At 72.3% G+C, this 22,439-nt stretch carries 31 protein-coding genes; 4 read left to right on the top strand and 27 right to left on the bottom strand.

All coding sequences use genetic code 11. From position 1 onward, the window contains the following. Positions 1-450: 450 nt before the first annotated feature. Positions 451-894: a hypothetical protein gene (locus ACFZAT_RS32700; RefSeq protein WP_391269448.1), complete on the top strand. Its 444-nt coding sequence runs from the start codon at positions 451-453 to the stop codon at positions 892-894. A 353-nt stretch (positions 895-1,247) separates the two neighbouring features. Here the strand turns inward: ACFZAT_RS32700 and mobF are convergent, their stop codons facing one another. Next, positions 1,248-3,197: a MobF family relaxase gene (gene mobF, locus ACFZAT_RS32695; protein WP_391269446.1), complete on the bottom strand. Its 1,950-nt coding sequence runs from the start codon at positions 3,195-3,197 to the stop codon at positions 1,248-1,250. Positions 3,198-3,490: 293 nt separating this feature from the next. Here mobF and ACFZAT_RS32690 point away from each other — a divergent pair, with 293 nt between their 5' ends. The 3 genes from ACFZAT_RS32690 (at position 3,491) to ACFZAT_RS32680 (ending at position 5,603) form a co-directional block, all read left to right on the top strand. Then, a complete protein-coding gene (locus ACFZAT_RS32690) occupies positions 3,491-3,895 on the top strand; it encodes a hypothetical protein (protein WP_391269444.1) in 405 nt (134 codons plus the stop codon). Between the two features lie 170 nt (positions 3,896-4,065). After that, positions 4,066-4,785, top strand: a complete 720-nt coding sequence (locus ACFZAT_RS32685; RefSeq protein ID WP_391269441.1) for a ParA family protein — start codon at positions 4,066-4,068, stop codon at positions 4,783-4,785. Then, complete coding sequence (locus ACFZAT_RS32680; protein ID WP_391269438.1) at positions 4,785-5,603, top strand: hypothetical protein; 819 nt, start codon at positions 4,785-4,787, stop codon at positions 5,601-5,603. The genes ACFZAT_RS32685 and ACFZAT_RS32680 overlap by 1 nt, the downstream gene beginning before the upstream one ends. A gap of 76 nt (positions 5,604-5,679) precedes the next feature. Here the strand turns inward: ACFZAT_RS32680 and ACFZAT_RS32675 are convergent, their stop codons facing one another. The 26 genes from ACFZAT_RS32675 to ACFZAT_RS32550 all read right to left on the bottom strand — a co-directional run bounded on the left by ACFZAT_RS32675 (position 5,680) and on the right by ACFZAT_RS32550 (position 22,428). After that, positions 5,680-6,048: a hypothetical protein gene (locus ACFZAT_RS32675; RefSeq protein ID WP_391269436.1), complete on the bottom strand. Its 369-nt coding sequence runs from the start codon at positions 6,046-6,048 to the stop codon at positions 5,680-5,682. Next, positions 6,045-6,452, bottom strand: a complete 408-nt coding sequence (locus ACFZAT_RS32670; RefSeq protein ID WP_391269433.1) for a ParB N-terminal domain-containing protein — start codon at positions 6,450-6,452, stop codon at positions 6,045-6,047. The genes ACFZAT_RS32675 and ACFZAT_RS32670 overlap by 4 nt, the downstream gene beginning before the upstream one ends. Then, positions 6,449-7,045, bottom strand: a complete 597-nt coding sequence (locus ACFZAT_RS32665; protein WP_391269431.1) for a hypothetical protein — start codon at positions 7,043-7,045, stop codon at positions 6,449-6,451. The genes ACFZAT_RS32670 and ACFZAT_RS32665 overlap by 4 nt, the downstream gene beginning before the upstream one ends. 61 nt (positions 7,046-7,106) lie before the next feature. Further along, positions 7,107-7,823, bottom strand: coding sequence for a hypothetical protein (locus ACFZAT_RS32660; protein ID WP_391269429.1), 717 nt, complete (start codon positions 7,821-7,823; stop codon positions 7,107-7,109). 10 nt (positions 7,824-7,833) lie between these two features. Continuing rightward, positions 7,834-8,322: a hypothetical protein gene (locus ACFZAT_RS32655; RefSeq protein WP_391269427.1), complete on the bottom strand. Its 489-nt coding sequence runs from the start codon at positions 8,320-8,322 to the stop codon at positions 7,834-7,836. Between the two features lie 2 nt (positions 8,323-8,324). Next, positions 8,325-9,170 carry a histone-like nucleoid-structuring protein Lsr2 gene (locus ACFZAT_RS32650; protein ID WP_391269425.1) on the bottom strand — a complete coding sequence of 282 codons (846 nt, stop codon included), beginning with the start codon at positions 9,168-9,170 and terminating at the stop codon, positions 8,325-8,327. After that, a complete protein-coding gene (locus ACFZAT_RS32645; protein WP_391269423.1) occupies positions 9,170-9,727 on the bottom strand; it encodes a WhiB family transcriptional regulator in 558 nt (185 codons plus the stop codon). Before ACFZAT_RS32645 ends, ACFZAT_RS32650 begins: the two co-directional genes overlap by 1 nt. Continuing rightward, positions 9,724-10,182, bottom strand: coding sequence for a hypothetical protein (locus tag ACFZAT_RS32640; RefSeq protein WP_391269421.1), 459 nt, complete (start codon positions 10,180-10,182; stop codon positions 9,724-9,726). The genes ACFZAT_RS32645 and ACFZAT_RS32640 overlap by 4 nt, the downstream gene beginning before the upstream one ends. Further along, entirely contained in the window at positions 10,179-10,859 is a 681-nt protein-coding gene (locus tag ACFZAT_RS32635; RefSeq protein ID WP_391269418.1) for a diguanylate cyclase, read from the bottom strand. The genes ACFZAT_RS32640 and ACFZAT_RS32635 overlap by 4 nt, the downstream gene beginning before the upstream one ends. Before the next feature lie 90 nt (positions 10,860-10,949). Continuing rightward, on the bottom strand, positions 10,950-11,246 hold the full coding sequence (locus ACFZAT_RS32630) for a hypothetical protein (protein WP_391269416.1): 297 nt from the start codon (positions 11,244-11,246) through the stop codon (positions 10,950-10,952). Between the two features lie 103 nt (positions 11,247-11,349). Continuing rightward, complete coding sequence (locus ACFZAT_RS32625) at positions 11,350-11,766, bottom strand: NUDIX domain-containing protein (RefSeq protein WP_391269415.1); 417 nt, start codon at positions 11,764-11,766, stop codon at positions 11,350-11,352. 71 nt (positions 11,767-11,837) lie between these two features. Next, positions 11,838-12,635 (bottom strand): hypothetical protein, encoded by a 798-nt coding sequence (locus tag ACFZAT_RS32620; RefSeq protein WP_391269414.1) that lies wholly within the window; start codon positions 12,633-12,635, stop codon positions 11,838-11,840. Positions 12,636-12,723: 88 nt separating this feature from the next. After that, positions 12,724-13,293 (bottom strand): hypothetical protein, encoded by a 570-nt coding sequence (locus ACFZAT_RS32615; protein WP_391269412.1) that lies wholly within the window; start codon positions 13,291-13,293, stop codon positions 12,724-12,726. A gap of 94 nt (positions 13,294-13,387) precedes the next feature. Then, the gene (locus ACFZAT_RS32610; protein ID WP_391269410.1) at positions 13,388-14,086 is read right to left on the bottom strand and encodes a hypothetical protein; all 699 of its coding nucleotides are present in this window, start codon (positions 14,084-14,086) and stop codon (positions 13,388-13,390) included. A gap of 95 nt (positions 14,087-14,181) precedes the next feature. Next, complete coding sequence (locus tag ACFZAT_RS32605) at positions 14,182-14,562, bottom strand: hypothetical protein (RefSeq protein WP_391269408.1); 381 nt, start codon at positions 14,560-14,562, stop codon at positions 14,182-14,184. Between the two features lie 107 nt (positions 14,563-14,669). Next, complete coding sequence (locus ACFZAT_RS32600; RefSeq protein WP_391269407.1) at positions 14,670-15,245, bottom strand: hypothetical protein; 576 nt, start codon at positions 15,243-15,245, stop codon at positions 14,670-14,672. A gap of 3 nt (positions 15,246-15,248) precedes the next feature. Next, the gene (locus ACFZAT_RS32595; protein ID WP_272924171.1) at positions 15,249-15,380 is read right to left on the bottom strand and encodes a hypothetical protein; all 132 of its coding nucleotides are present in this window, start codon (positions 15,378-15,380) and stop codon (positions 15,249-15,251) included. Continuing rightward, positions 15,377-15,847: a Pycsar system effector family protein gene (locus ACFZAT_RS32590; protein WP_161330359.1), complete on the bottom strand. Its 471-nt coding sequence runs from the start codon at positions 15,845-15,847 to the stop codon at positions 15,377-15,379. The genes ACFZAT_RS32595 and ACFZAT_RS32590 overlap by 4 nt, the downstream gene beginning before the upstream one ends. Positions 15,848-15,935: 88 nt before the next feature. Then, positions 15,936-16,541 carry a hypothetical protein gene (locus ACFZAT_RS32585; protein ID WP_391269404.1) on the bottom strand — a complete coding sequence of 202 codons (606 nt, stop codon included), beginning with the start codon at positions 16,539-16,541 and terminating at the stop codon, positions 15,936-15,938. Continuing rightward, positions 16,538-16,771: a hypothetical protein gene (locus tag ACFZAT_RS32580; RefSeq protein WP_391269402.1), complete on the bottom strand. Its 234-nt coding sequence runs from the start codon at positions 16,769-16,771 to the stop codon at positions 16,538-16,540. The genes ACFZAT_RS32585 and ACFZAT_RS32580 overlap by 4 nt, the downstream gene beginning before the upstream one ends. A gap of 127 nt (positions 16,772-16,898) precedes the next feature. Continuing rightward, on the bottom strand, positions 16,899-17,336 hold the full coding sequence (locus ACFZAT_RS32575) for an RRQRL motif-containing zinc-binding protein (RefSeq protein ID WP_391269399.1): 438 nt from the start codon (positions 17,334-17,336) through the stop codon (positions 16,899-16,901). After that, positions 17,323-17,820, bottom strand: coding sequence for a hypothetical protein (locus ACFZAT_RS32570; protein ID WP_391269396.1), 498 nt, complete (start codon positions 17,818-17,820; stop codon positions 17,323-17,325). The genes ACFZAT_RS32575 and ACFZAT_RS32570 overlap by 14 nt, the downstream gene beginning before the upstream one ends. Before the next feature lie 141 nt (positions 17,821-17,961). Then, positions 17,962-18,144 (bottom strand): hypothetical protein, encoded by a 183-nt coding sequence (locus ACFZAT_RS32565; protein WP_391269389.1) that lies wholly within the window; start codon positions 18,142-18,144, stop codon positions 17,962-17,964. After that, positions 18,141-19,649, bottom strand: coding sequence for a hypothetical protein (locus tag ACFZAT_RS32560; protein ID WP_391269387.1), 1,509 nt, complete (start codon positions 19,647-19,649; stop codon positions 18,141-18,143). Before ACFZAT_RS32560 ends, ACFZAT_RS32565 begins: the two co-directional genes overlap by 4 nt. A gap of 170 nt (positions 19,650-19,819) precedes the next feature. Continuing rightward, positions 19,820-21,964 carry a hypothetical protein gene (locus tag ACFZAT_RS32555; protein ID WP_391269386.1) on the bottom strand — a complete coding sequence of 715 codons (2,145 nt, stop codon included), beginning with the start codon at positions 21,962-21,964 and terminating at the stop codon, positions 19,820-19,822. Continuing rightward, positions 21,964-22,428, bottom strand: coding sequence for a hypothetical protein (locus tag ACFZAT_RS32550; RefSeq protein ID WP_358832341.1), 465 nt, complete (start codon positions 22,426-22,428; stop codon positions 21,964-21,966). The genes ACFZAT_RS32555 and ACFZAT_RS32550 overlap by 1 nt, the downstream gene beginning before the upstream one ends. Between the last annotated feature and the right edge of the window lie 11 nt (positions 22,429-22,439).

The following is a 22,439-nucleotide window of genomic DNA, read 5'->3' as shown; positions in this document are numbered from 1 at the left end:
CCCGAGGGGCCTTTGAAGTGGGCGCCCAGGGACCCCCCTTGGGCGTGACCGCCCCGGGCTGGCCTCCCCGTGTGAGCGGCCCATGCGGTCCCGCTGCCCGGTCCTCGGGTGGGTGGTCGTCATCGTCTTGTCTCCTTCGCGGCCCCGGCCAGGGTGGTCGGGGAGACGGACAGCGTGCGGCCGACCCCCTTGTCCGCGGTCTGACGGGGGGCGGTAGCGGACCCTGTCTAGGGGAAACGCGGCCGTGGCCGGGCGGCAGCAGAAGTCGACAAGGGGGCGTGGTCGGGGCGGTAGCAGAGGTCGACAAGGGGGTGCGGTCGGGTTCGTGGTCGGGCCGACCACCCTGGACGCAGCAGGGAGAAATCTCTGGTCTCTGTCCACAGGGTGATCGACCGAGGCTGCTGGGAGTCGTCGCGATCAGCGCGGCGCCACCCATCTGAGGAGACCTCCATGCCGTACCTGATCCCGCCCCGTACCCCGCTGACGCCCGAGCAGGTGGAGCGCGGCTTCGACTACCTCCTGGCGCTGCAGATGGGTGGCGGCGCCGCCGTCGCCGGACGGGCGGAAGCCGACCCGGAGCTCGCGGTCGTCCTGCTGCGGCTTGCCGAGGACATCGTCGGGCCCGCCACGGCCGTGGACGGGGAGGCAGAGCTGTCCGCGGACTCCTTCGCGCTGGACGAGGTCGGGTGCGCGCTGCTGTCCGCGCTGCGGGACTGGGCGCGCGACTCCCCCGTCACGGCGGCTCTGGGCATCGCCCGCAGCATCATCCGGTTCACGGTGAACGTCATCCCGGACCCCGAGCGCCCGGACACCGCCGACGCCCTGGAGGCGATGCGCGATGAGCACCTGGTGCTCGCGCACGCGATGCACTCCGCACCCGGTGCGCACCACTGACCGCACCACCGCACCGGGGCAGAGCGCACCGGTGCGGTGGGTGCGCGCCGATCCGGTGCGCCCTGATGCGGTGGTGCGCGCACCACGTCCATCCGGTGCGGTCCACTCGGTGGGCGGTGCGCGCACCGGTGCGGCCGGCGCGTGGAAGTGGTGCGCACCGGATGGACGGTGGTGCGGTGGAGTGGGTCCGGGTGGAGGCGATGGGGCGGTGCGTTTCTCCTTGACCTGAGCTGGTGTCAAGGGGAAACGCACCGGGTGGAGGCGCGGGCCCACTCCCGGCGATGGCGTCCACTCCCGCCCGGTGGAGCCCACTCGGTGGAGTGGACATCGGCGGTGCGCACCATCGGGTGCACTCAGTGGCCGGCCTCCCGGCCCCGGTGCGGTCCGGGCTCCTGCGGGCGGTGCGCCTGCTGGTCGTCCCGGCGCACCGGGCGCACCGGGCCGGTGCGCTCCGCGCGGGCGCGGGCGGCATCTCCCGCCTTGGCGAACACCTCCTGAAGGTGGCGCAGTCGGTCGCCCGTGATGTCGAGGGCTTCCACGTCCGTACGGGAATCCCGCAGGGCCCGCAGCGCCGCCATGTCGATCGCCTCGCCGGTCCCGGCCTCCGGCTCCTGGTCGTCGTGCTCGGGGTCGGCCGGCTCGGGCGCGAGCAGCTGCTCGGGCATCGCCGCCTGCTGGTGCGCGACGACGTCGTACGCCCGGCCCCGCACGGCGGTTGCTGTGGCGGTGCGCAGCTTCTCGCGGACCACCGCACCGGCGAGGACGGCGCGCTCGTACTGGAGCGGGACACGGGGGATCTCCCACTCCCCCGCGTCCTGGCCCGGGGGCCGGGGTGCAGCTGGCTCACCGGGATCGACCGGGGGTTGCCGGTCCGGATCGGGCACGGCGGGTGGGCGGCGGCGGGCGGGGAGGTCGGACAGGGCCCACCGGGCGGTGTAGAGGCGGTAGCCGGCCTCCAGGCCGCGGATCGTCTTCGGCTCGCTGATGTCCAGGCAGTGGGTGGAGATGGCGGCGGCCACGACCTGGTCGTCCAGGCCGGGGTCGCGGCGGCGGCCGCGCAGGACCAGGGCGAGGTGGCGGCGGGCTTCGGCGAGCAGGTGCCGGCGGTGGAAGCGGCCGCCGTCGTTCATCACGAACACGGTCGCGGCGACGTCGACGGCCGCGAGCGCGACGTCGACCACGGCGGCGACCCGAGCCTGGATGGCAGCGGCTGCGGCGCGGGCGTGCTCGAGGAGGGAGGTGATGACGTCGGCGGCGACCTTGGAGGTGAGGATCGCGCTCACCTTCCACCAGACGCGCAGCTGCGCGAGCGGCAGCGTCTTCTGCTTCGGCGGGCGGGTCTTGCGGGCGGCGATGGCGTTCATCTTGGCGCGGGCCCGCTCGGAGACCACGGGCAGGAACTTCAGCTCGCCGTCGTCGTCGACGGCGGTGACGTACTCGTGCTCCAGCTCGGTCAGGCAGGCGGCGATCTGGTCGCTGCGCCGGGAGGTCCAGCGGATCAGCTCGTGCGGCACCCCGGCGATCTCCATCACCGGCCGACGCCCCGGGGTGACGGTGCGCGGCTCGGTCGCCAGCCCCAGCGCCTCGCAGACCTCCGCGGCCACCAGCTCGTTGTAGAGCGCGGAGGCGGCCACGGTGTTCTCGTGCAGGGCCGTGGTGTGGATCGACCCCCACTTCCCGTCCAGGCGTTGCCCCTTCACCGACAGCAGAAGATGGTCATGCAACAAGGGCCGGCCAGAACGCGCCTCGTAGTGGCGGAAGCGCGCGGCGACCAGACCGCCGGGCGGCCGCACCCGGTAGATGCCGTCCTTGCCGTACCGGATCACCGCGACCTCGTCCTCGATCCACTCCAGCACCCGCTCGATCGCCCGCTCGTGCGCGGCCTCGATCACCAGACGGGTCTCCTCATCCCCGAACGCCCACAGGAGGTAGATCGTCGGCTGCGGCCGGAACACGAAGTCGACCCCGGTCACCGTCACCCGGCGTCCGAGAGCGCCGGCCTTGAACGCCTTCTTCGGGGAGTCGCCCGCGGCGAGCCGGTCGGCCTCGATCCGGTCCGCGTACGGGTGCCGGCCCCGCTCGCCGAACAGATTCCGCAGCTGCGCCTCGGTGACCTCCTCACCCGGCGCGAGTCCGAGCGCACCCAACCCGCGGCCCATCCAACGCCCGGCCGGGACCCCGGCTTGCTCCTGGGCGGCGCGCAGCGGCGTGCGGGCAGGGCGCCGGCCGTCACCGACGACGGTCTCCCGGAGGTAGTAGCGGTACATCTGACCGGCCCGAACGATCCTGATATCGACTGTCATGCAGACCACGCCACACGGCTCTGACCTGCAAGAAAAGGCCGATCAGCCCGGCTTCCCGCCAGGCGGGAGCAACGGCCCGACTTTCTTCTCGGGTGCCCGCCGGGCGGGAAGCGGCTCCGGGCCGGACGCGAATGTCATCGCTCTCCGGCAGCACGCACAGAACGACCCGAACGACACCAGCAAGCACCGCTGAGCATCACCACGCGCCAAGGACGAGCACCGCCAAGGAAGCACCGCCTACCCAGCCCCCGGCACCCGCCGGGGGCTTCGTCGTGCTGCCCGGAGGAGACACCGTGCCCACCTTCGAGACCTGCCCCCGCTTCACCGCCGACCTCCAGCACCTCACCCCCGCCCAGCGCCAGCGCTTCCGCCGCGTCGTGCTGGACGCCTTCGTCCCGGACCTGCGCACCGGCCGCCAGTTCCGCCCCGGCTTACGAATCAAGGGCGTGCGGTGCGCGCCGGGCGTCTACGAGCTCACCTGGGCGCCGGACGGGCGCGCGACGTGGTCGTACGGCCGGGTGGTGGTCGCCGGGCTCCCCCACGTGGTGTGGCACCGGATCGGGACGCACAGCATCCTGAACCGGCCCCTGGCCGAAGGCCGTCTTGCGGGCGCGGGTCGCCTGTTGGTTGGCGGCCGGGACACTTCCGAGCGTCCGGCCCCGGTACCTCTCCCCCGTGTGGTGCGTTCATCCCGTTGAGCGGGCGGGGCGGCTGCGCTGGATCTTTCCTGTCTGGCAAGCTGTGGCGCGTCCGAGTAGCCGCACTGGGCGGTGAAATCAACGGGCGACTGAGAGGCCATCGGATGACCACATCCACAGCCGTGCAACATGCCACCGAGACAGCAGCCCGGACTGGTCGGGCGGCGAAGGTGATCGTCGTCATTCAGCAGAAGGGCGGCGCGGGCAAGTCCACGATCGCGGTCAACACGGCGGCGTGCGCCGGCCGGTCGGCGGTGCTGTCGAACGCGGACGAGGACGCCGGTGCGCCCGTCGTTGCCGCTGGCATCGACGTCCAGGGGACCCTGGAGAAGTGGTGTGCGGGCGTGCGGGAGGCGTCACTGCCGTTCGACTACGTCGTCACCAAGAGCAAGACCGGCATCCTCCCCGGCATAGTGCAGGACCCTGACCGCCGCCGGGTCATCATCGACACCCCGGGCTTCCTGGACGTCGACCCGGACGCGGAGTGGGGCGCGGACCCCTTGGGCGACAGCCGTACGGCCGACGCCCTGCGCGAGGTCCTGGAGATGGCAGACCTGGCGATCGTGCCGATCACCCCGTCGAAAATCACCTGGGACGAGTGCGAGTTCACGATCGAGCGTGTTCTCAAGCCGCGCGGGATCCCTTTCCTGGTCGTGATCAACATGCACGACCCGGGCAAGGACCGCGAAGAGAAGCAGCTGAACAAGGTGAAGGTCTGGATCGACCAGCGGAACTACCCGCGCGTCTCCGACCCGATCCGCAGGTACACGATCCATGAGCACGCCTACGAGAACGGCACGCTCGTCACCGAGTACAAGATGAGCGGCACCGCGCTGAACGCCCGCGAGGACTTCATGCGCGTCGCCCTGACGATGGAGCAGATGCTCTGATGGGACGACAGATCAACATCAACGGCGCACCGCAGGGGCCGGGGAAGCCGGACACGGCGGTGGCGTTGGCGCGGTCGATCGACCAGCTGCCGACGAAGCAGCTCGCGGACACGCCTGTCCTCATCGCCCAGGAGCAGCAGCTGCTGGTGCGCTGCGAGGCGGCGCTGGAGAACCTGCGGGTCGCCTACTGGGCAGCGGGCAAGGCCCTCCAGGTCATCAGGGACGGTCGGCTCTACCGGGCGACCCACGACAACTTCGAGGACTACTGCCAGGAGCAGTGGGACATCAGCCGGCAGTACGCGAACCAGCTGATCCGGTCCTGGAAGATCGCAGAGAAGCTGTTCGAAATGGTCGGCGGGAAATCGAACGACTTGGAAAGAATTCTTTCCAAGAAGCTGGGCTTCGGGCAGGCGTGGGAGCTGGTCGCCCTGGCCGAAGAGCACAGCGTCGACGCGGCCGCCCTGCTGTACCTCGCCCTGATCCAGGTGAAGGGTATGGGCGTCACGGCGAACCTGGTGAAGGGCGCGGCGGGGAGCCTGCCCCCGTCGGCGGCCGGGAAGAAGAAGGCCACCGAGGAAGCCGTGCTCGGGTACCTGGCGAGCATTGAGGGCAAGACCGAGCTCCCGGCGGCCAGGGACCCGTACAAGGCGCTGACCCGGGCCACCAGGAAGCTGGACGCGGACACCCTCCAGGCCGCGATGGAGCGCAACCCCGAGGGCACCCGCACGATGGTGCGCGAGCTGATCGAGGCACTGTCGGCTTCAGTCGGCATAGAGGTGGAGATCAAGGCGCCCGCCGCGGAGTCGTCGGCGGCCTGACGGCTCCAGAAACACGAAAAGCGGCCCCCGCCGCTCGGACCGCGAAGGTCCGGACGGCGGGGGCCGCTTCGTGTGCTCAGGTGCGCAGGTCGATGTCGCCGGGGAGGTCGCGTCCGGCGAGGGCGTGGGTGAGGAGCCGGTAGGGCCCGGTCCACGCGCCGTGGATTCGTGCCGTGGCGCAGTGAAGGGTGCCGGTGAGGGCGGTCTCGGTGTCGGGGTGGATGAGGACCAGGGCGACGGGGTCGGTGTCGGCCGGCTGCTCGGGGAGCGGGCGCCCGCGTTCCAGGCCGCGCTCCCCGATGCGTACGGCGACGTCGCCGCGGCCGGTCCACGGGGTCGGCCGCTGGCGGGCGGTGAGCATGGCGGTGAACTCCGCGACGGCCTTCTGGTCGCCGGGGTGGATCGGTCCGCTGCCGTGTCCGCATCTGCGGAAGCGGGCGGTCATGAGCGGGCCTCCTGGTGGCACAGCCACTCCTGCCCGTCCGGTCCCAGTGCGTGGTGGGGGAAAGGCTCGTGCTCCACGGTCTGGACGTCCGGGTCCCAGAACCACCGGAAGGGGAAGGAGCGCACCCCGAGTTCGAGGGCGATGACGGCGCGGTGGTGCCCTTCGAAGACGAAGACGAGCCGGTCGGTTGCGCGGATGCCCAGTAGGAGCGGCTCCCGGATGCCGTCCTTGGGGATCGAGGCCCGCAGCTTCTCCAGCACCTGGCGGTCCCGGCCGTGCCGCTCGTGATACCGGCGAGCACCGGCCCACGTGGAGAACTCGGCAGGCCGGACCAGGCCCCGCCGGAGCGCCGCGGTGCGCATGCGTCCGGTCCAGGGCTTGCCGTCGACGACGCGGGCCGTCACGAGCGCACCGTCCGGCGGTACAGCCGGGCCCGGATCCGGTAGCGGAGCAAGGTGCGCTCCTCGCGCTCCTCGATGGCGTCGGCGAGCAGTTCCTCGAGCCCGGTCATCTGCTCTTCGGCGAACCACTGGGGCTGGTAGTCCTCGCCGTGGCAGACCGGGCACACGTGATCGTGTCCGGCGAACTCCAGCCACGACGCGCAGCCGACCTCCCTGCAGTCCGGCTGTGTGGGGTCCTCGCCGATGCCGGAGCAGTACGGGCAGCGGGTGAAGCGGTAGTCGACGGGCGCGCCCGCGTGGATGTCGGAGTGGAGCTGGGCGAGGCCGCGGACTCCGAGTTCGCGCAGCAGGGCGTCGGCGGCGAGGACCTGGCGGTCGATGCCGGTGTGGTGGTGGTCGGCGAGCATGGTGACGGCGGTGCACCAGGCGAGGGTGGAGCGGTCGACCGGGACCGGGTAGCTACTGGCCCACGGGTCGGCCGGGTCGGGGTCGGCGGGCGGCGGGGTCGGCGCGGTGAGCGGGATGCCGAGGGTGGTGAGCTGGGCGGTGACGTCGGCGGTGCGGCGGGTGAACTGGTCGAAGACGGTGGTGGGCATCGGCCCTCACATGGACGGGGCCGCCGGGACCGTGCTGGTCCGGCGGCCGGGCGGGTGGAGGTCAGCGGGAGGCCGGAGCGAGGGCGGCCTTGTGGCTGTCGCGGTGCTTGCTCTGCTCCGGCTCGGCGAGGACGCGCAGGCCGTGCGGCTCGCCGACCGTCCCGCAGGCGCTGCACACCACGGCGTAGTTGCGACGGCCGGCGCACCCGGCCTCCGGGTCGCGGGGCTTGCCGGAGGGGCTGACCGCGTGGGTGCATTCGGTGCCGTCGGGGTGGAGCGGGACGACCTTCACGCTGATGCGGGCCATGGGCTTCGTCTCCAGTTCGGCGTCGGGGAAGGGCAGCTGGTGGAGCGCGGCCGCCGGAGCGCGACCCCGGGTGGGGCGCGGCGGGGTGGGCGGCTCGGTGCGGGTGAGCGCGGTCTCGGGGAGGAGTCCGAGCTGTCCGGCGGCGGCCGCGCGGGCAGCGAGGGTGAGCGAGCGGGTGACCCGGTGGTGACCGTGGTCGATGCGCAGGTGGCAGAGCTGGCAGGCGGCGAGCAGGTTCTCGGATCGCACGTCTTCAGGGGTGTGGTTGAGGTGGGCGGTGGTGAGGCCGACCACGGACCCGGTGTCCGGGTGGATCTCCTCATGGACGGCGGGACAGCGGCCGCCGGGGTGCGTCAGGCCGCACTGGCCCGTGCACTCGCAGCGGCCGCCCGCCCGCTCGAACCGGATCCGCGCGCTGATCTGGGGCCAGTCGCGCGGGTAGCGGTGCAGGTTCTCGGGACGGATGGGCACGGCGGCTCCGCTACTCGCCGCCGGCGGCCTGGCGGTGCTCGAAGGCTTCGAGCAGCTCACCGATCCCGTTCGGCTCGGGCGCGGTGCCGACCCGGACCCCGGTCTCGGTGAAGACCTCCACCTCGGGGACGTCGGCGTCGAAGTAGCAGACGTACGGCCCGTACCGCTCGATGACGGCCGTGGCGACGGCGGCCGGGTCGGACAGCTCCGGCGCGGTCTCCAGCACGGCGAGCGTGGTGACGACCAGCCACATCGGCTCGTCCGGCGTGCGGGGCAGCCGGAGGTAGCCGGTGACGCGGAGCTTGTCGCCGGGGACCAGGTCGTGGATGACCGCGTGCGCCAGCGCCGGGTCGGCGACGGTGCACGGCAGGATCATCTCGTCCGTGCGCTCGTCCGTCGGGGAGACGGTGAGGCGGAACCGCGCCGTCTCCCCGTGCAGGTCGCCGGGCACGGTCTCCTCGTCCAGGAAGCCGTCCAGGGCTATCGCGTCGTCGGCCACGGTCAGCCGGCCTTCCGGACCGGCGCCCGGTGCGCGGCGTCGTACGCCTCCAGGACCCGCTTGGGCACCATCCCGGCGTCGGCGACCTGGTGGCCGTTCTCGCGCGCCCACGTCCGTACGGCGGCGAGCTCCTCCCGGGTGCGGCCGCTGCCCAGGCCCGAACGGATCGGGGTGGGCGCGGCGGCCGCCGTGGTGGTGCGGGTGCCGGCCTTGACGGTGCGCAGCTCCTCCTGCGCCTTCTCCAGTTCGGCCTTGGCCTTGGCGACCTTCTCCTCCGCCTCGCGCTGCGCGGCCTCCGAGTCGCGGCGCTCGGACAGCTCGGAGAGGTCGGCGGTGATGCGGGCGGCGCGGCTGCGGACCGAGGCGGTCGGGTGCGCGGCCGCCCAGTCGATCAGCTCCTGGAGCGCGTTGGAGACGGGCAGCGCGACGACCGGGACGTCGATGGCGGCCGGGCCGTCGGCGGCCTGGCGGGGCAGTCCGAGGACCTGGTCGGCGATGAGGTCGCTGAGCTCGGTCTCGCTCAGGCCGGTGGCCTCGCGGATCGTCTCCTCGGAGTCGCCGTTGTTGTGCATGGAGATCGCCATGGCCTCGAACGCGGACAGGGCCGGGGCGGCGGCGGGGGTGTTCGTCATGGTGGGTGCGTCTCCGGATTCCGGGATGAGGGGGAGCAGGGCGGTGAGGGTGTCGGTGTCGGTGGGCAGCCCGAGGACGTCCAGGAGCAACCCGAGGTCGTCCTTGTCGCGGGAACTGCGGGCGGTGACCCGTGCCGCGGCGGCGAGCTGCTGCGCCGGGTTCGGGTCCAGAGGCAGCGACTCGGCTTCGAGGGCCTCGGTCCAGTCGGTGAACATCACGCGGCCTTGCCGCTGGCGACCAGCGCCAGCACGCGCAGGTTCGACGCCGCGCGCTGGGGGGTGATCGGTTCCTTCCAGCGGTTGTACGGCGCGGGCCGGGTGGGGATGGACTCCAGCTCCAGGCGGGCGAGGGCGAGTTCGCGGGCGGTCGGCGGCACGGGGCGGGCCGCGCGGGCCCGCTCCCTGCGGAGCCGGTCCTGTTCGGCGACCACGCCGACCCAGTCCTCACCGAGCCGGGCCACGAGCTGCTTGCGCAGCTGCGTGCGGTCGCGCTTGGTGGTCGCCGCCCACACCCCGGTCTTCGTCAGGGCGGGGTTGGCCAGTGCCCACTTCAGGCAGTCCTTGACGATCGGGCAGCCGGAGCAGGCGTGCTTGGCCTTGGCGAGCGCCTTCTCGCGGGCGCGGGGGTCCTGGTCGGTGGGGATGTCCTCGATCTGGAACAGGGCCGGGCTCGTACGGCAGCGCAGGACCTGGTCGGTGTCGGGGAAGGGGATCCGGTCGTCGGCCGCGATGAACGTCGGCGGCTGCGGGACACCGGCGCGGGTGCCGCTCATGAGGTGCCCTCCGAAGCGAGGTGTGGGAGCTGGAGAATGACCTGGTCCACGAGGTCCTGCGGCGGGCGCCACGGCCCGAGCTGCCCGTGCAGCCACGGGATGGGCAGCGCGAGCTCCTGGACGTCGGCGAGGACCAGGTGGAACGCGTCGGCCTGCGCCCAGCGGGAGCACGGGGCGGTGCCGGCGGCGTCCTGGTGGCAGTCGGTGAGGCGGGCGACGCCGATGACGGCCCGGGTGGGCAGAGCGCGGCCGCGGATCGCGGTGGCGACCAGCGGGTCACGCATCGGGGCCCGCTCGGTGGCCTGCCCGGCGTGCAGCAGCACCAGGCCGCGCCAGGACCAGGGAGCCGGACGGTTCTCCACGTCCTTCCCGGCGAGGATGCAGCTGGTCCAGGGCTGGCGGATCGTGATGCCCCGGATCCAGGTGCCCGGGTCGACGGCGGTGGGCTCGCTCATGCCGCCCGCCCCAGGGTGTGGGTGCCCGGCCGTCCGGCGCGGCGCCCGTTGATGGACGGGACCGTGGTGTGCTGCGGTCCGGCGAGGACCGCACGGCCGGTGTGCTTGCCCGCGTACATCGCGGCGTCGGCGGCCCGCTGGAGCACGGACAGGTCCGTCGTACCGAGGACGTCGGGGGAGGCCGCGCCGACCGACGCGGCGACGTCGACCAGGACGCCGTCCTCGACCTCCACCGGCTGCGCGAGCAGCTGCACGAGCTGGGCGAGACGGAGCTCGCGGCGGGCCGGGCCGATCCGGACCGCGACGGCGAACTCGTCCCCTCCGAGCCTGCCGACCGCGCCGCGGCTGCCCGCCCAGGCGGTGAGCCGGGTCGCGGTAGCGGCCAGGACGCGGTCGCCGGCGGCGTGCCCGCCGGGCCCGTCGTTGATCTGCTTGAAGTGGTCCAGGTCCACCAGGACGACCAGGGCGGCGTTGCCGTACCGGTCGGTGATCTGCCGGGCCCGGGTGGTGAAGCCGTCGCGCCCGAGCAACCCGGTGAGCGGGTCCTTCCGGGCGGCGGCGAGCTTGCGGTGCAGGCTGACCGCGTGCACGGTCCAGCCGGTCAGCGGCACGGCGAGCGTGGTGATGAACAGGGCGCGATTTCCCGAAGGGGCCTGTACGCGCACGGTGGAGGCCATACTGGTCTCTCCCTCTCGTCTTGTACGGGATGGGTAGGCCCGGGGCGGCCGACTGGTTTTCCGGCCTTTGGCGGCCGTCCCGGGGCGGATTCAGAACGTGCGGCGCGTGCCGAACAGGCCGTGGGGGTCCACCCACGGAGCGGCCGTCGCCTTGTTCCAGTCGAGGTCCCAGTCGGGCCGCAGCCCCCGGGCACCCCAACCGCTGACGAACTCGTGCGGGATCTCCTGTCCGGCCTGGTGCAGCAGCCGCGCCTTGGCGTACGCGTCGTGCGCGGCTTCGCGGGCAGCGAGGGGGTCGTCGGCCAGGCCGACGAAGATGTGGATGCGCCGCCCTTGCTGGTCGTTCTGCTTGATCGGGACGTCAACCTCGAAGTAGCGAAGCGGCATGACGCCCATCTCCTTCCATCGCTGGTCGTGGCGGAACACCGCGACCGCCCCGGCTGGGAAGGCCGGGGCGGCACGGAGGAACGCCGCGTGCGCGGAGGAGGGGTCAGCGCTTCACGGCCTCCGCGAGGATCTCGGCGTGGTCGAACGCGAGGTCGGGGAGGTCGGCCAGGGGCCACCAGCGGGCGGCGGTGGCGTCGTCACCGGCCGTCGGTTCGACCAGCGCGGGCAGGGTGGCGGTGTAGGCGACGCTGACGTACCGGCCGCGCGGGTCACGGCCGACGGCGTCGAAGGCGCCGACCTGCCGGAGTTCGGCGGTCGGGACGGTGATGCCGGTCTCCTCCTCCAGCTCGCGCGCGGAGGCGTCCAGGCTGCTCTCGCCCTTGTCCACGTGTCCGCCGGGCAGCGCCCACCGGCTCTTGAACGGGTCCCAGCCCCGCTCGATCAGCAGGACGTGCCGGTCGGCGAAGAGGACCACGTCGGCGGTGTAGCGGATCGTCTCGTCGGTGGTGTCGGTGATCACCAGATGTCTCCTGGTCTCGCAGAGGGAGCAGGCCGCCCCGGTCGGGGCGGCCTGGAGGGTGTTGCGGGTGGTCAGGCCGGGACGGGGGCCGGGGTGTCGAGTCCGGCTCCGAGCAGCAGGCCGCGGATCGACTGCTCGTACTCGCCGTTGCGGATCCGGTCGAACATGAGCTGACCGGCGACCAGGCAGCGGGCCCGCAGCTGGATCAGCGTGACGGCGTGCGGGTCGGCGCCGGCGGCGGTCGCAGCCTCCCCGGCGGCGTTCCCGGCGAGCTCGTTGGCCGCCTGGAGGCCGGCCTCGCGGCGGGAGTATTCCGCCCTGCAGGACGCCCAGCCGGTGAGCGCCCGGGTGCGGTCCACCCGCTCCTCCCACGCCTTGTACGTACGGAGGGTGCGCTCGGGGTCGGCGGTCCACTCGGTGGCCCACTGCCCGGCGAGGTCGGGGATCTGCGCCAGCGTCGCCAGGACCTGCGCGCCGCGGTGCCCGAACGCCTTCCAGGCGTCGGTCTCCTCCACGACGCGGATCTGCTGGGACAGCAGCCAGTACGGGTAGAAGTGGCCGCCCCAGTTGCCGGTCTCCCCGAGCGGCTCCACGATCCAGAGCCGGATCGGCCAGCCGTCCTCGATGCGCTCCAGGATCTCGCCGGGGCGGGTGTACATGTGGAAGTAGCCGAAGGGCCGGTCGGTGTACCACTTGCGGCCGGGGGTGGGGTGGTCGATGACCTGGCCGATGTTGTCGGCGAGGTTGACGGTCGGGATCGTCTCGCCCTGGGCGCGGTGGTAGGCGGCGAGGTAGGTGTCGGTGGGCGGGACGGTGCCGTCGGGCCGGGTCGCCATGTAGTGGACGACGGGCCGGGCGCTGCGTGCCATGACTTCCTCCGTGTCGGTCAGGAAGGGTGGGCTGACGTGCCCCCGCACCGTCCCGGCCGGGGCCGGGGCGGCACGGCGGTGCGTCAGTTCACAGGCGGCGGGCGAGGTCCGTGGTGATGCGCTCGGCTTCGGCTCCGTCGGCGAGGATCTGCGCTTGGAGCTTGTTGGCCTGCCGCTTGCTGAGCGGGGCCACGTTCATCTCGTGGCGGACCCAGGCGACGCGGTTGTCGCGGGCGCCGGAGCGGATGAGCTGGTCGACCTCGACGAAGCCGCGCAGCAGGCTCAGCTTGAGCTGCTTGGGGTCGCGCATCTTCGGGGCGTTGATCAGCATCCACATCGCGCCCTTGGGAGCGATCACCGTGGCGACGCGGAAGTCCTTGGGCTTGCCGATGATGCTCTGCTGGACGCCGACGGACTTCCAGGTGTTCTCCGGGACGCCGGCGGCCTCGCCCTGCGCCTCGTTGGCGAGGGAGAGCAGCAGGCGCGGCTTGGTCAGGATGATCGTGACCGCGCCCAGCGGGCGGCGTCCGAAGTGGTCGTGGACCAGGTTGCGGACGGTCGGCGCGTACGAGGTGACGCGCTGTTCGGCGGTGCGGGAGACGAACGCGCCGTGGCGCAGGACGCTGAGCTGGGAGGGCCTGTTCCTGGTCGCGGGCATGGTCGATGCGGTCCTCTCGATGGGGGAACGGGGTGGGCTGATTGGCCACCGCACCGCCCCGGCCGCGCGGGGCCGGGGCGGAACGGGTAGCCCGTCAGGCTTCGAGGGCCTTGATGTGCTCATCGAGCACGGCGATCAGCGCCTTGTCCTCGTCTGCGTCCTCGGTGTCGGCGGTCGCCGGGCGGGCGGGAAGGCCGGCGGCGCGGGCGGCGAGGTGGTGTCGGATCTGCTCCATGCCGGTGATGGCCACCGGCTGCTCGCCGTCGCCGGTCAGCAGCGTGAAGTGGTGCTCGTGGCCGTACTTGCCGACCTCAGCGCGGTGGTGGAGCACCACGCCGGGGGCGAGGTAGAAGGACGCCTCGCCGTCCTCGTAGCCGCGCCACCGGTCCTCGTCCCGCAGGAAGTTGTCGCCCTGGTCGATGCGGAAGGCGGCACCGGCGGCGCGGTGCGCGGCGTCGGCCTCGGTGGCGGTGGCGACCTGGGCGAGGGCCTCGTCCAGGTTGTCGGCCGGGGCCGGGGCCGACGCCCGGGTGACGTTCAGCGGGTTGCGGGTCCGCATCAGCCGGCGCAGCGGGGCGAGGACGAGTTCGGCGACCCCGTCGATGGCGACGGCCCCGACGACGGCGACCGCCCCGGCGAACAGGATGCGGGTTCCGTCCGTCCAGCCGGTGGGGGCGAGCTGGTAGCCGAGGTAGGCACCGGCCGCGCCGCCGATCAGCGCGGACGCCATGCTGGCGCCTTCGATCATCGAGTTGGCGACGGTGGTGGCCGTCTGGCGCAGGGTTGCGGTCATGATGATGGAGCTCCTTCTTCTTCTCGATGCGCTCTGGGAGGGGGAGGGACTGCTCCGGGGCGGCCGGGCCCGACGCCTGCGGCCGCCCCGGGCGCTCAGCTGGCCGCGTGGAGCGCGGCGGTGGTGCGGACGGTGTCCGCGAGCAGCACGGTCATCTCGTGGCCGTGGTCGACGGCGTCCTCCAGGCGCTCGATGAGCTCGCCGGGCAGGCCGCGGTTGCGGGCGCCGGCCAGGACGCCCTCGAGGTAGAGGACGTCGGCGAGGACGCGGCCGCGGACGTCCAGGACGCCGGGCTGCACGGCGAGGATGTCGTCGTTCTTCGCGGTCGCCAGGGCCGCGTGGTCGGCGGCCTCGGTGTACGCGGTCTCGGTCTGCTCGGTGAGCAGCTCGTCGACGGCGGTGGTGTCGGCGTAGGCGCGGCGCCAGCCGAAGCGGGCGGCGGCGGCCTCCATGAGGGAGCGGCGGGCGAGGGACACGGTGACCTCCGGGGGAGGGCCGGTCGTCCGGTCTCGGCTGACCGGGCGGACACCGCCCGGCCCCGGCCGCCGACGTGCGGCGGGCGGGGACGCGCGGAGAGCGCCGGTCAGTTCTCCGGGAGGCGGCGTGCGTAGTAGGAGACGTAGTCGCTGTACTGGCTGCGCTCGATGCGCAGGATCTCCGGCTCGTCGACGACCAGCTGGTTGAGCACGTCCACGATCCAGTCGTTGGAGCGCTGGAGGGTGAGGCGGACCAGGTCCAGGTCGGACACCCACAGCTGCCTGTCCTCGTCCCGGCGGCGGGCGCCGCGCACCCAGGCGTGCAGCCGCTCGCGGACGGTGTCGTCGTCCGGGCGGGCGGGGATGTCGCGGGGCAGCGCCCGGCAGGTCGTGGCGTGCTCGTTGGCCACCGTCGCGGCGTCGGCGAGGCTGTAGCGCGTGCTGTAGGTGCGCTTCCCGTTCTCGCGGGTGGCGTAGTGGCAGCCGAGGCAGGCGACGGAGTAGTAGGTGCCGTGCGGGCCTTCGTCGGTGGTGTAGACGAGGACGACCGCGTGCGCCTGGTTGTAGTACCGCTGGGCGATGGTGACGCCCTCGGGCTTCCAGGTCTCGCCGATCTCGGGCCACGGCTCGGGGGCCGGCGCTTCGACGGGCTCGGGGCGGCGGGCGAACAGGGTGAGTGCCATGGGTTACTGCTCCTTCTGGTCGGCCTGGGCGTGGATGCGGGCGGCGGTGCGGCGGGCGGCGGCGATCACGAAGGGGATGGCGAGCGCGCCGGCGATGCTGGCGTAGCTGATGACGAAGCTGGCGGCGGTGCTCACACCAGCACCCCGATCGCGGCGGCGGTCAGCAGGGCGAGCGCGGCGAGGATGACGTCGACCGCGAGGGCCAGGCGCCGGAACTTGCGGACCGCGAGGGTCGACAGCGCCTTGATGCGGGCGGGGCGGTGGTCCTGGTCCATCGCCTCCTGGAGCTCGTTCTCCTCCAGGTGCGCCCACTGCGGGAAGGTGCCCGGGGCGGGGCGGCCGGGCACGGTCAGGCAGGGCCGGACGACCAGGAGGAGTAAGACCGCCGCGGCGGCGAGGGCGAGGACGGCCAGGGCGCCGACGGCCTTCGTGAAGACGGGCAGGTCCTTGTCGGCGACGCTGGCCAGACCCGCGAGGACCGCGCCGTCGAAGGCGAGCAGCAGGCTGGCCTTGCTGTCGGTGCGGGCGATCTCACCGGTGACGGTGGCGCAGGCGGCGTCCAGGTTCCGGTCGCCAGTGATGGTGAGGGGGGCGGTGGTCACGTGCGACTCCCATCCGGGCCGGGCTGTCCGGCTCCCCGTCACCACCCGGCCCGCGTGTGCGGGGCGGGTGGATCAGGCAGCCGTCAGATCAGCGAGCCGGATGGTTGTGGTTGTGGTTGTGCAGGTGGATCAGCGGGCGCAGGGACAGGCCGCGAAGGGCGAAGAGGCTGCCGATCGTCCAGGCCAGGACCGCAAGGGCGGCGGCGACGGGACGGCCGGCGGCGGGCGCGGCGTCCCACACCATGAACACCGAGCAGGCGCCGTGTGCCGTCCAGGTCAGCCGGGCGCCGACCGCGCCGGTGATCCAGGACAGGACCAGGGAGACGAGGCCGACGCCCTGCCAGATGACGAACGCGCTGGTCGCTGTCAGGGGCAGGCCGACCGTGTGCGCGCTCAGGTAGGCGTGGACGGGGTCGGCGACGGTGGCGGTCCACTGCGTGAACCACGCCCAGTCCTGGTGGTGGTACCAGTCGATGCCCTTGGGGATGCCCCACTTGAGGATGAGGACCAGGGCGACCAGGCCGACGACGCCGAAGGCGGCGATGGCGCCGGGCGGGATGTCGGCGGCGGCGTTGATCGGCTGGGGCCGGGGCGGGGCCGGCCGCCGGGGCGGGGGGACGCGCTGGCTGTCGGGGATGGTGTCCAGCGGAGGAACGGCGGGGTCGGGCTCGCGGGGCTTGTCGGGCTCACTCACCGGTGGTTCTCCTTCGATGTGGTCGACGGCGTCGCGGTCGGGGTGACGCTGTGGGCGGGGCGGTCGGGGCCGTGCTGGTCGTGATCGGCGGCACCGCTGCTTGCTCCGCACAGCTGCCAGCCGAGGAAGATCCCGACGACCAGCAGGACCTGGTGGCGGTGGGCTCTCCACCAGGTGGGCGGGGCGGGTTCGGTCAGAACGCCGATCACGGCGGGCGGCTTCTTCGCCATCACAGGTGGGCACTCCCAGGCACAGGGGACAGGTCATGTGCTCGGGGCCGGGCTGCCCGGCTCCCCGTCACCACCCGGCCCGCGGTTGCGCGGTACGGGTGGATCAGGCAGCCGTCAGGGGGAACGATCAGGCTGCGGCGGCCAGTTGACCGACGCTGCGTCGCATGTAGCTGCCGGGCGCGGCCGGGGTGCCGTCGTAGCACTCCAAGCAGGACCCGAGGGTGCGCAGAGGAAGGCAGTGGTAGTACCGGCGCGAGCACTTCGGGCAGGTCTGCCGGGCTGCCATCGCCTTGTCGAGCGCGACCTCCTTGGCGAAGGTCATCGGCCGTATCGGCTTGGCCTTCTTGATCTCGTACAGCCACGCCTTGCGCTTGCCGCCCCGGCATTCGATGACGGCGACCGGGTCCTGGCCGCCGGGCCGTAAGCGCCGCTCCCGCAGCTGCCGCCGGGTGGCGAGCCCTTTCGGGGCCTGCCTCCAGCGGTAGACGGGGAGGGCGCCGGTGGGGTCGGCGTAGATGTCGACGTCCCGGACGGCCGGCGGGGACGCAGGTTCAGCGGCGGCCACGGCCTCGGTTGTGTCCGCGGCCGGTGTGGACCTGGACCTTGGCGCGGCCGCGGGCGTTGACGTTGATCGAGCGGCCGCTGCCGGGGCCGGTGACGAGCATCTTCAGCAGGACGAAGCCGACCAGGGCGACGCCCGCGAGGATGGCGAGCGCCTTGGCGAGCTCGAGGATGGCGGCGGCCAGGAAGTAGACGCCGACCCCGGCGACTCCGACGATGAACGCGACCAGCGCGGCCTTCACCAGGAGCGGGGAGACGTAGGGCTGCGGGGCCGGGGCGGGCGGCGGCGTGTAGTACGCGACCGGCTGGCCGTTCGGGCCGGGCATCATGACGACGCCGTCCAGGCCGGCGGTCGGCGGGTAGACGACCGCGCCCTGGGGGAGCGGGACGACGTGCTGCCCGTACGCGGGGGCGGGCGGCTGCCCGTACTGGGGCGGCAGCGGCGTCGGGTAGTAGGTGGGCTGGGGCTGCTCGCCGTGAGACGGCATGATGGGGTCCTCTCCTCGATGGGGAGCCCGGACGGATCGCTGGCGTGTGAGGTCCGGGGGAGGCTTCGGCCTCTTCACCGGCCCCCGAGGTGCTGTCTTCATCTCGGGGGCCAGTGGAGCCGTCGAAGCTCGGGTGTGCGTTCAGTCGGTGAGCTGGCGCCACCGCGTGGGCAGCAGCTCGTCCCGGCGCAGCAGGATCGTGGGCGGGTGCCCGGGGCCGGCCTTGGGGAGCAGGGCGACCGGCTCGGTGCCCAGGTGGGTGAAGTCGAACTCGAAGTCCGTGTCCACGGTGTCCTCTTCCTCGTGCTCGGGCCGGTGGGTCATGCCGCACCGGCGTTGTCGCTGTCGTCGTCCTCGAAGACGTCCAGGGCGTCGGCGATGACCGACTCCTCGAATCCGTCCTCTTCCGCGAGGCGCTTCTTCGCGGCGCGGACGCGGTCTCCGACCCACGTCTCGCCCTTGCCGTACTGGTTTCCGAGGCGCTCCAGGTCCGGCGCGATGCCGGACAGCGAGCACTTCGCGATGTACCGCTCGGCTTCGTCACGCTGCTTCTCGCGCACTTCGCGAGGGATCCGGCCGCCGTTTTCCGAGGCGGTCAGGGCGGGCACCGCGCTGAGCGCGACCCCACTTTCCGAGGGACGGCCCGCAGAAATCGAGGCGCGGGCGCCTGCACTTTCCGAGGTTCCGCGAGCCTTGGCGGCGGCCCGCTCCAGGGCGCGCTGCCGCTTCAGCTTCTCGGCTTCCTCCAGGGCGCGGGCCTCAGCCTCAGCCCTGATCCGCTCAGCCTCAGCGGCGGCTTCGGCCTCCTTGCGCAGGGCCTCCGCCTGGGCTTCGGCTTCCCTGCGCAGCGCCTCTGCCTGCGCTTCCGCCTTGACGATCTCCGCCTGGCGGGCGGCCTCGCGGTCCCGTTCGGCCTGCTCCCGCTCCCACTCCTCACGGCGGCGGCGGTCCTCGATCTCGGCTTCGGTCTTGCGCCGCGACGCCTCGATTTCTGCGGACCGCTCGGTCAGCGCGAGCCGCTCGCGTTCCGCCTCGATTTCTGCACGGCGGGTACGGTCGGCCGCCTCGATTTCTGCGGCGCGCCGCTCGTTTTCGAGCCTCGCGATTTCCTCGCGTTCGCGCCGGGCGGCCTCGCGTTCTGCCGCCTCGCGCTTCGCGGCGGCCTCGCGTTCCGCCTCCGCGCGCTTCGCGGCGGCCTCGCGTTCGGCTTCCTCGCGGGCTCGCTTTTCGGCGGCCTCGCGTTCGGCGGCCTTCGCGGTCTCGAACTGGGCGATGACCGCGTTCAGTTCGCCGCGCCGCCGGGTCGCGTACTTGCGGTAGCCGGTGGCGGCTTCCGCGAGCAGGATCAGCAGCGCGGGGGCGACGGAGTGGAGCAGGATGCCGCCCGCGTCGGGCTTCTGCGGGATGAAGTGGAAGTGGCCGTCCGGGTAGAGCGACGTCCAGCAGTTCATCACCCAGGTGGAGAGGCCGGCGGTCCAGCGCAGCAGGAACGGCCAGCCGCCGGGCTTGTAGTCGCCGCCGTGTTCGGCGAGGACGCCGTCGACGTACAGGACGGTGATCAGGGCGAGGCTGGCCAGCGGGTCCAGCATCCAGGCGATGTACCAGGGGATCTGGTGGGAGATCCCGAACAGGGTCACATTCACACAAGTGAAGATCAAAGCGCCGCCCCCGAGGGTGAGCAGCGCCTTGGTGACCATGGCCAGGACCTCGTCCAGCTTGGCGATGGACTTCCGGGCCTTGGCGGCGTCCGCCTCGCTGACCGGAGGGGGCGGGGCGGGGGTCTTGGGCGGCCCGGCCTGCTTCGGCCGGGGCACGGTCGGGGCGCTCATTCTGGCTACCTTCCGTAGTGTGCGGGGGGAGTGTGCGGCGCACACTGCACAGGGTGCAAACCGGGATCAATCACCTGTGTGCGGGGCTGCACACTGGAAATTCCCTAGGGGGAGGGAGGGGCCGCACAGTGCGGTGTGCGCTGTGCGGCCCCTCCCGGGGTTTGTGACTGTCAGTTGCCGTTGTCGAGCGGGGAGCGGATCAGGTCGTACGATCCGTAGCCCTCCTCGGACTCGTCCTTGGCGATGACGCCGTCGTCCAGGAGCTGCTTCTTCAGGCGGTTCCACCAGTCGCGGGCGCCCTTCTTGTTGACCCGCATCCACAGGTCGTTGAGCTCCTTGGGCTCGAAGTTGTCTTTGCCTTCGCGCACCCAGGAATCCAGGCGCGCAAAGATGGCAGCCTTGGTGTCCTCGGGGGAGAGCTTCTCCTCGTCGGCCACCGCGCCGGGCAGCTGGAAGACCGGGGCGTCGTCGGCCGGCGCCTCGATCTCGGTCTCGACGCTGAGGTGGTCGTACGCGCCGGGCTCGGGGTCGGCCTCCAGGATCCGGCGCAGTTCCTCGTCCAAGTCCTCGGTCTCCTTCGCGAGCAGGTCCGGGTCGATCTCCACGTCCTCGTCCTCCTCGTACTCGTCGTCGGCGTCGTACTCGGAGGCCGGGTCCGCCGCCGGGGCGGCGGGGGCGGCCGGCTGCTGGGGGAAGGCGCCGGATCCGTCGACGTCGCCCTCCAGGAGCGGGGTGGTGTAGAAGGTGCGGTTCGTCCACAGCGCCCCGAACGCCTCAGCGGTCGTGGCGTCCATCGGCGTGCGCACGTTCATGCCCGCGGTGACGGCGGCCGCCAGGGTCGGGCGGTCGGCGTTGTAGGTGCGGGCGGTGACCGCCCAGCGGTCCTCCGCGATGCCCATCCCGGCCGCGTACAGGTAGCCGGGCTTCCTGTTCGCCCAGCCGGGGAAGGCGCCGGCGTCGATCGCCTCGGGCGGCAGGACGTACTGGGCCTCCGCGCCGTCGGACAGGCCGTAGGCCATACCGGCGGGGTGGTTGGAGCGCGCCGTGGTGTCCATCTGGTCGTGCGTGGCGCGCTGGATGGAGGAGAGGAACCAGCCGCCGGTGGAACGCAGGGTGCGCAGCACCTTGCCGTACGCCTCGCCGTCGGCGAAGTCGGCGGCCTCCTCACCGATGATCAGCAGGAAGTTCAGGCCGCAGCCCGGCTTCCACTTGGCCAGGCCCTTGGCCGCGAGGTACTCGCCGCGGGCCTTGATGACCGTGTGCATCTGCTTGAAGAACCGGCGGGCGTCCTTCTCGTTGGTGATCACCATGTCGGCGGCGTGCCGGACGTGCCCGTAGTCCTGCATGAACTTCGAGCAGTTGATGACGATGACGGACACCTCGGTGCGGGTGGCGGCCTCGGTCACGATGATCGAGTTGCCGACCGTCTTGCCCGCGCCGTTGACGCCCTGGGCGACGCAGTGCTCGACGTTCTCGCCGCCCTTGACCTCCTGCGGGTCGTTGAGGATGCCCGGCAGGTTGAGCTTGAGCGTCTCGCCGTCCTCGTACCGTCCGAGGTTGATCGGCAGGTCACCGAACCCGGCGCCGAACGCCGACGGACCGGGCCAGGCGAAGCCCTCCTTGAGGAGGTCGGCCACCTGGACCCGCATGGTGATCAGCGAGGCGTCGTCGTCGTCGACGGTGTGGGTGATGCGGCCCTGCCCGAGCTTGAGCGCGGAGGTCATGGCGGGGATACGGCGGGCGAACTCGTCCGCCGTAGCCCCGTCCTTCGCCTCGACCTGGGCGACGACCGTGCCCTTGCCGTTGGACTTGGGCTCCTTCAGCTCGTACTTGGCCAGGCCGATCTCGGATTCGAGCTTGGCCCACTTGCCGCCGGCCTTCTCGCCCGAGCCCTTCTTGTACAGCGCCGACCACAGGTGGTTGGCGATGCACAGGCCGGACCCGGCGAGCATCCAGGCGCCCATCGTGGCGCCGGACTCCAGGCCCACCACGGTGCCCAGGGTGACCCCGGCCGTGGTGGCGACCGCGTTGACCTGGTGCAGGTAGCGCACGTCCTTCTCGCGCTTGGCCTTGTGGTCCATGTGGTTGATGAACTTCGACAGGGCCGCCCCGGTGCCGGCCAGACCGAGCGCGGCGAGCGCCAGGGAGGCCGGGGTGGTGGCGAGCAGCACGTGGGCGGTCTCGGCGACGATGCAGCCGCCGATGTTGATGCCCCACGGCCCGCCGTAGGTGACCCATGCCTTCCTCGAGGACTCCTGCTCCTCTTCGGTACGGGTGTCGATCTTCTTCGCTCGGGAGGAGATACGGCGAGCCATCACGCTGCCCTTCCGGCCTCGCCCGGACGCCCGGCGGCGCCCTTGGGCTTGTCACCGATGGAGAATCCGGGCTTCTTCGAGCCCTTGCCCTCGCGCGCCTTCCGCTCAGCCTCGATCTCGGGCTGGATGAAGTGCTTGACGAAGGAGGCGTACATCTTCACGCCGCTCAGCCCGAGGACCTTCGCGGCGGACGCGCCGCCCTTGAGGTGGGCGGACACCAGCTTGGCGCGGATCTTGGACTGGGCACCGAAGGTCCACCACTTGCCCTTGTACTGGGCGAGGATGGCGCCGACCATGTCCGCGTCCATGCCGATCCGCATGTGGAGCTCCAGGCCGATCGCCCGAAGGATCCGGGCGTACTGGTAGAGGTCGCGGTCGCTCGTGAACTCGATCTTCTCCAGCTGCTTGATGAGCTCCGAGAGGTTCGAGCCGAGCTTCTCGCCGCTGTCGCTGCTGTCGCTCATGTCGGGGTGGG

The organism is Streptomyces sp. NPDC008163 (assembly GCF_042956885.1).
Taxonomy (GTDB): Bacteria; Actinomycetota; Actinomycetes; order Streptomycetales; family Streptomycetaceae; genus Streptomyces; species Streptomyces drozdowiczii_A.
Note: the sequence above shows the minus strand (reverse complement) of the source record. Positions and strands in the feature narration are given on the sequence as shown.

Coding starts and splice junctions, on each gene's coding strand:
- ACFZAT_RS32665 (WP_391269431.1), bottom strand. CDS start 7,045: ATGCCCACCACCGTCTTCGACCAGTTCACCCGCCGCACCGCCGACGTC.
- ACFZAT_RS32565 (WP_391269389.1), bottom strand. CDS start 18,144: ATGACCCACCGGCCCGAGCACGAGGAAGAGGACACCGTGGACACGGAC.
- ACFZAT_RS32700 (WP_391269448.1), top strand. CDS start 451: ATGCCGTACCTGATCCCGCCCCGTACCCCGCTGACGCCCGAGCAGGTG.
- ACFZAT_RS32675 (WP_391269436.1), bottom strand. CDS start 6,048: ATGACCGCCCGCTTCCGCAGATGCGGACACGGCAGCGGACCGATCCAC.
- ACFZAT_RS32640 (WP_391269421.1), bottom strand. CDS start 10,182: ATGAGCGAGCCCACCGCCGTCGACCCGGGCACCTGGATCCGGGGCATC.
- ACFZAT_RS32615 (WP_391269412.1), bottom strand. CDS start 13,293: ATGCCCGCGACCAGGAACAGGCCCTCCCAGCTCAGCGTCCTGCGCCAC.
- ACFZAT_RS32600 (WP_391269407.1), bottom strand. CDS start 15,245: ATGGCACTCACCCTGTTCGCCCGCCGCCCCGAGCCCGTCGAAGCGCCG.
- ACFZAT_RS32555 (WP_391269386.1), bottom strand. CDS start 21,964: ATGGCTCGCCGTATCTCCTCCCGAGCGAAGAAGATCGACACCCGTACC.
- ACFZAT_RS32635 (WP_391269418.1), bottom strand. CDS start 10,859: ATGGCCTCCACCGTGCGCGTACAGGCCCCTTCGGGAAATCGCGCCCTG.
- ACFZAT_RS32580 (WP_391269402.1), bottom strand. CDS start 16,771: ATGGCGAAGAAGCCGCCCGCCGTGATCGGCGTTCTGACCGAACCCGCC.
- ACFZAT_RS32630 (WP_391269416.1), bottom strand. CDS start 11,246: ATGCCGCTTCGCTACTTCGAGGTTGACGTCCCGATCAAGCAGAACGAC.
- ACFZAT_RS32680 (WP_391269438.1), top strand. CDS start 4,785: ATGGGACGACAGATCAACATCAACGGCGCACCGCAGGGGCCGGGGAAG.
- ACFZAT_RS32550 (WP_358832341.1), bottom strand. CDS start 22,428: ATGAGCGACAGCAGCGACAGCGGCGAGAAGCTCGGCTCGAACCTCTCG.
- ACFZAT_RS32570 (WP_391269396.1), bottom strand. CDS start 17,820: ATGCCGTCTCACGGCGAGCAGCCCCAGCCCACCTACTACCCGACGCCG.
- ACFZAT_RS32610 (WP_391269410.1), bottom strand. CDS start 14,086: ATGACCGCAACCCTGCGCCAGACGGCCACCACCGTCGCCAACTCGATG.
- ACFZAT_RS32650 (WP_391269425.1), bottom strand. CDS start 9,170: ATGTTCACCGACTGGACCGAGGCCCTCGAAGCCGAGTCGCTGCCTCTG.
- ACFZAT_RS32620 (WP_391269414.1), bottom strand. CDS start 12,635: ATGGCACGCAGCGCCCGGCCCGTCGTCCACTACATGGCGACCCGGCCC.
- mobF (WP_391269446.1), bottom strand. CDS start 3,197: ATGACAGTCGATATCAGGATCGTTCGGGCCGGTCAGATGTACCGCTAC.
- ACFZAT_RS32645 (WP_391269423.1), bottom strand. CDS start 9,727: ATGAGCGGCACCCGCGCCGGTGTCCCGCAGCCGCCGACGTTCATCGCG.
- ACFZAT_RS32560 (WP_391269387.1), bottom strand. CDS start 19,649: ATGAGCGCCCCGACCGTGCCCCGGCCGAAGCAGGCCGGGCCGCCCAAG.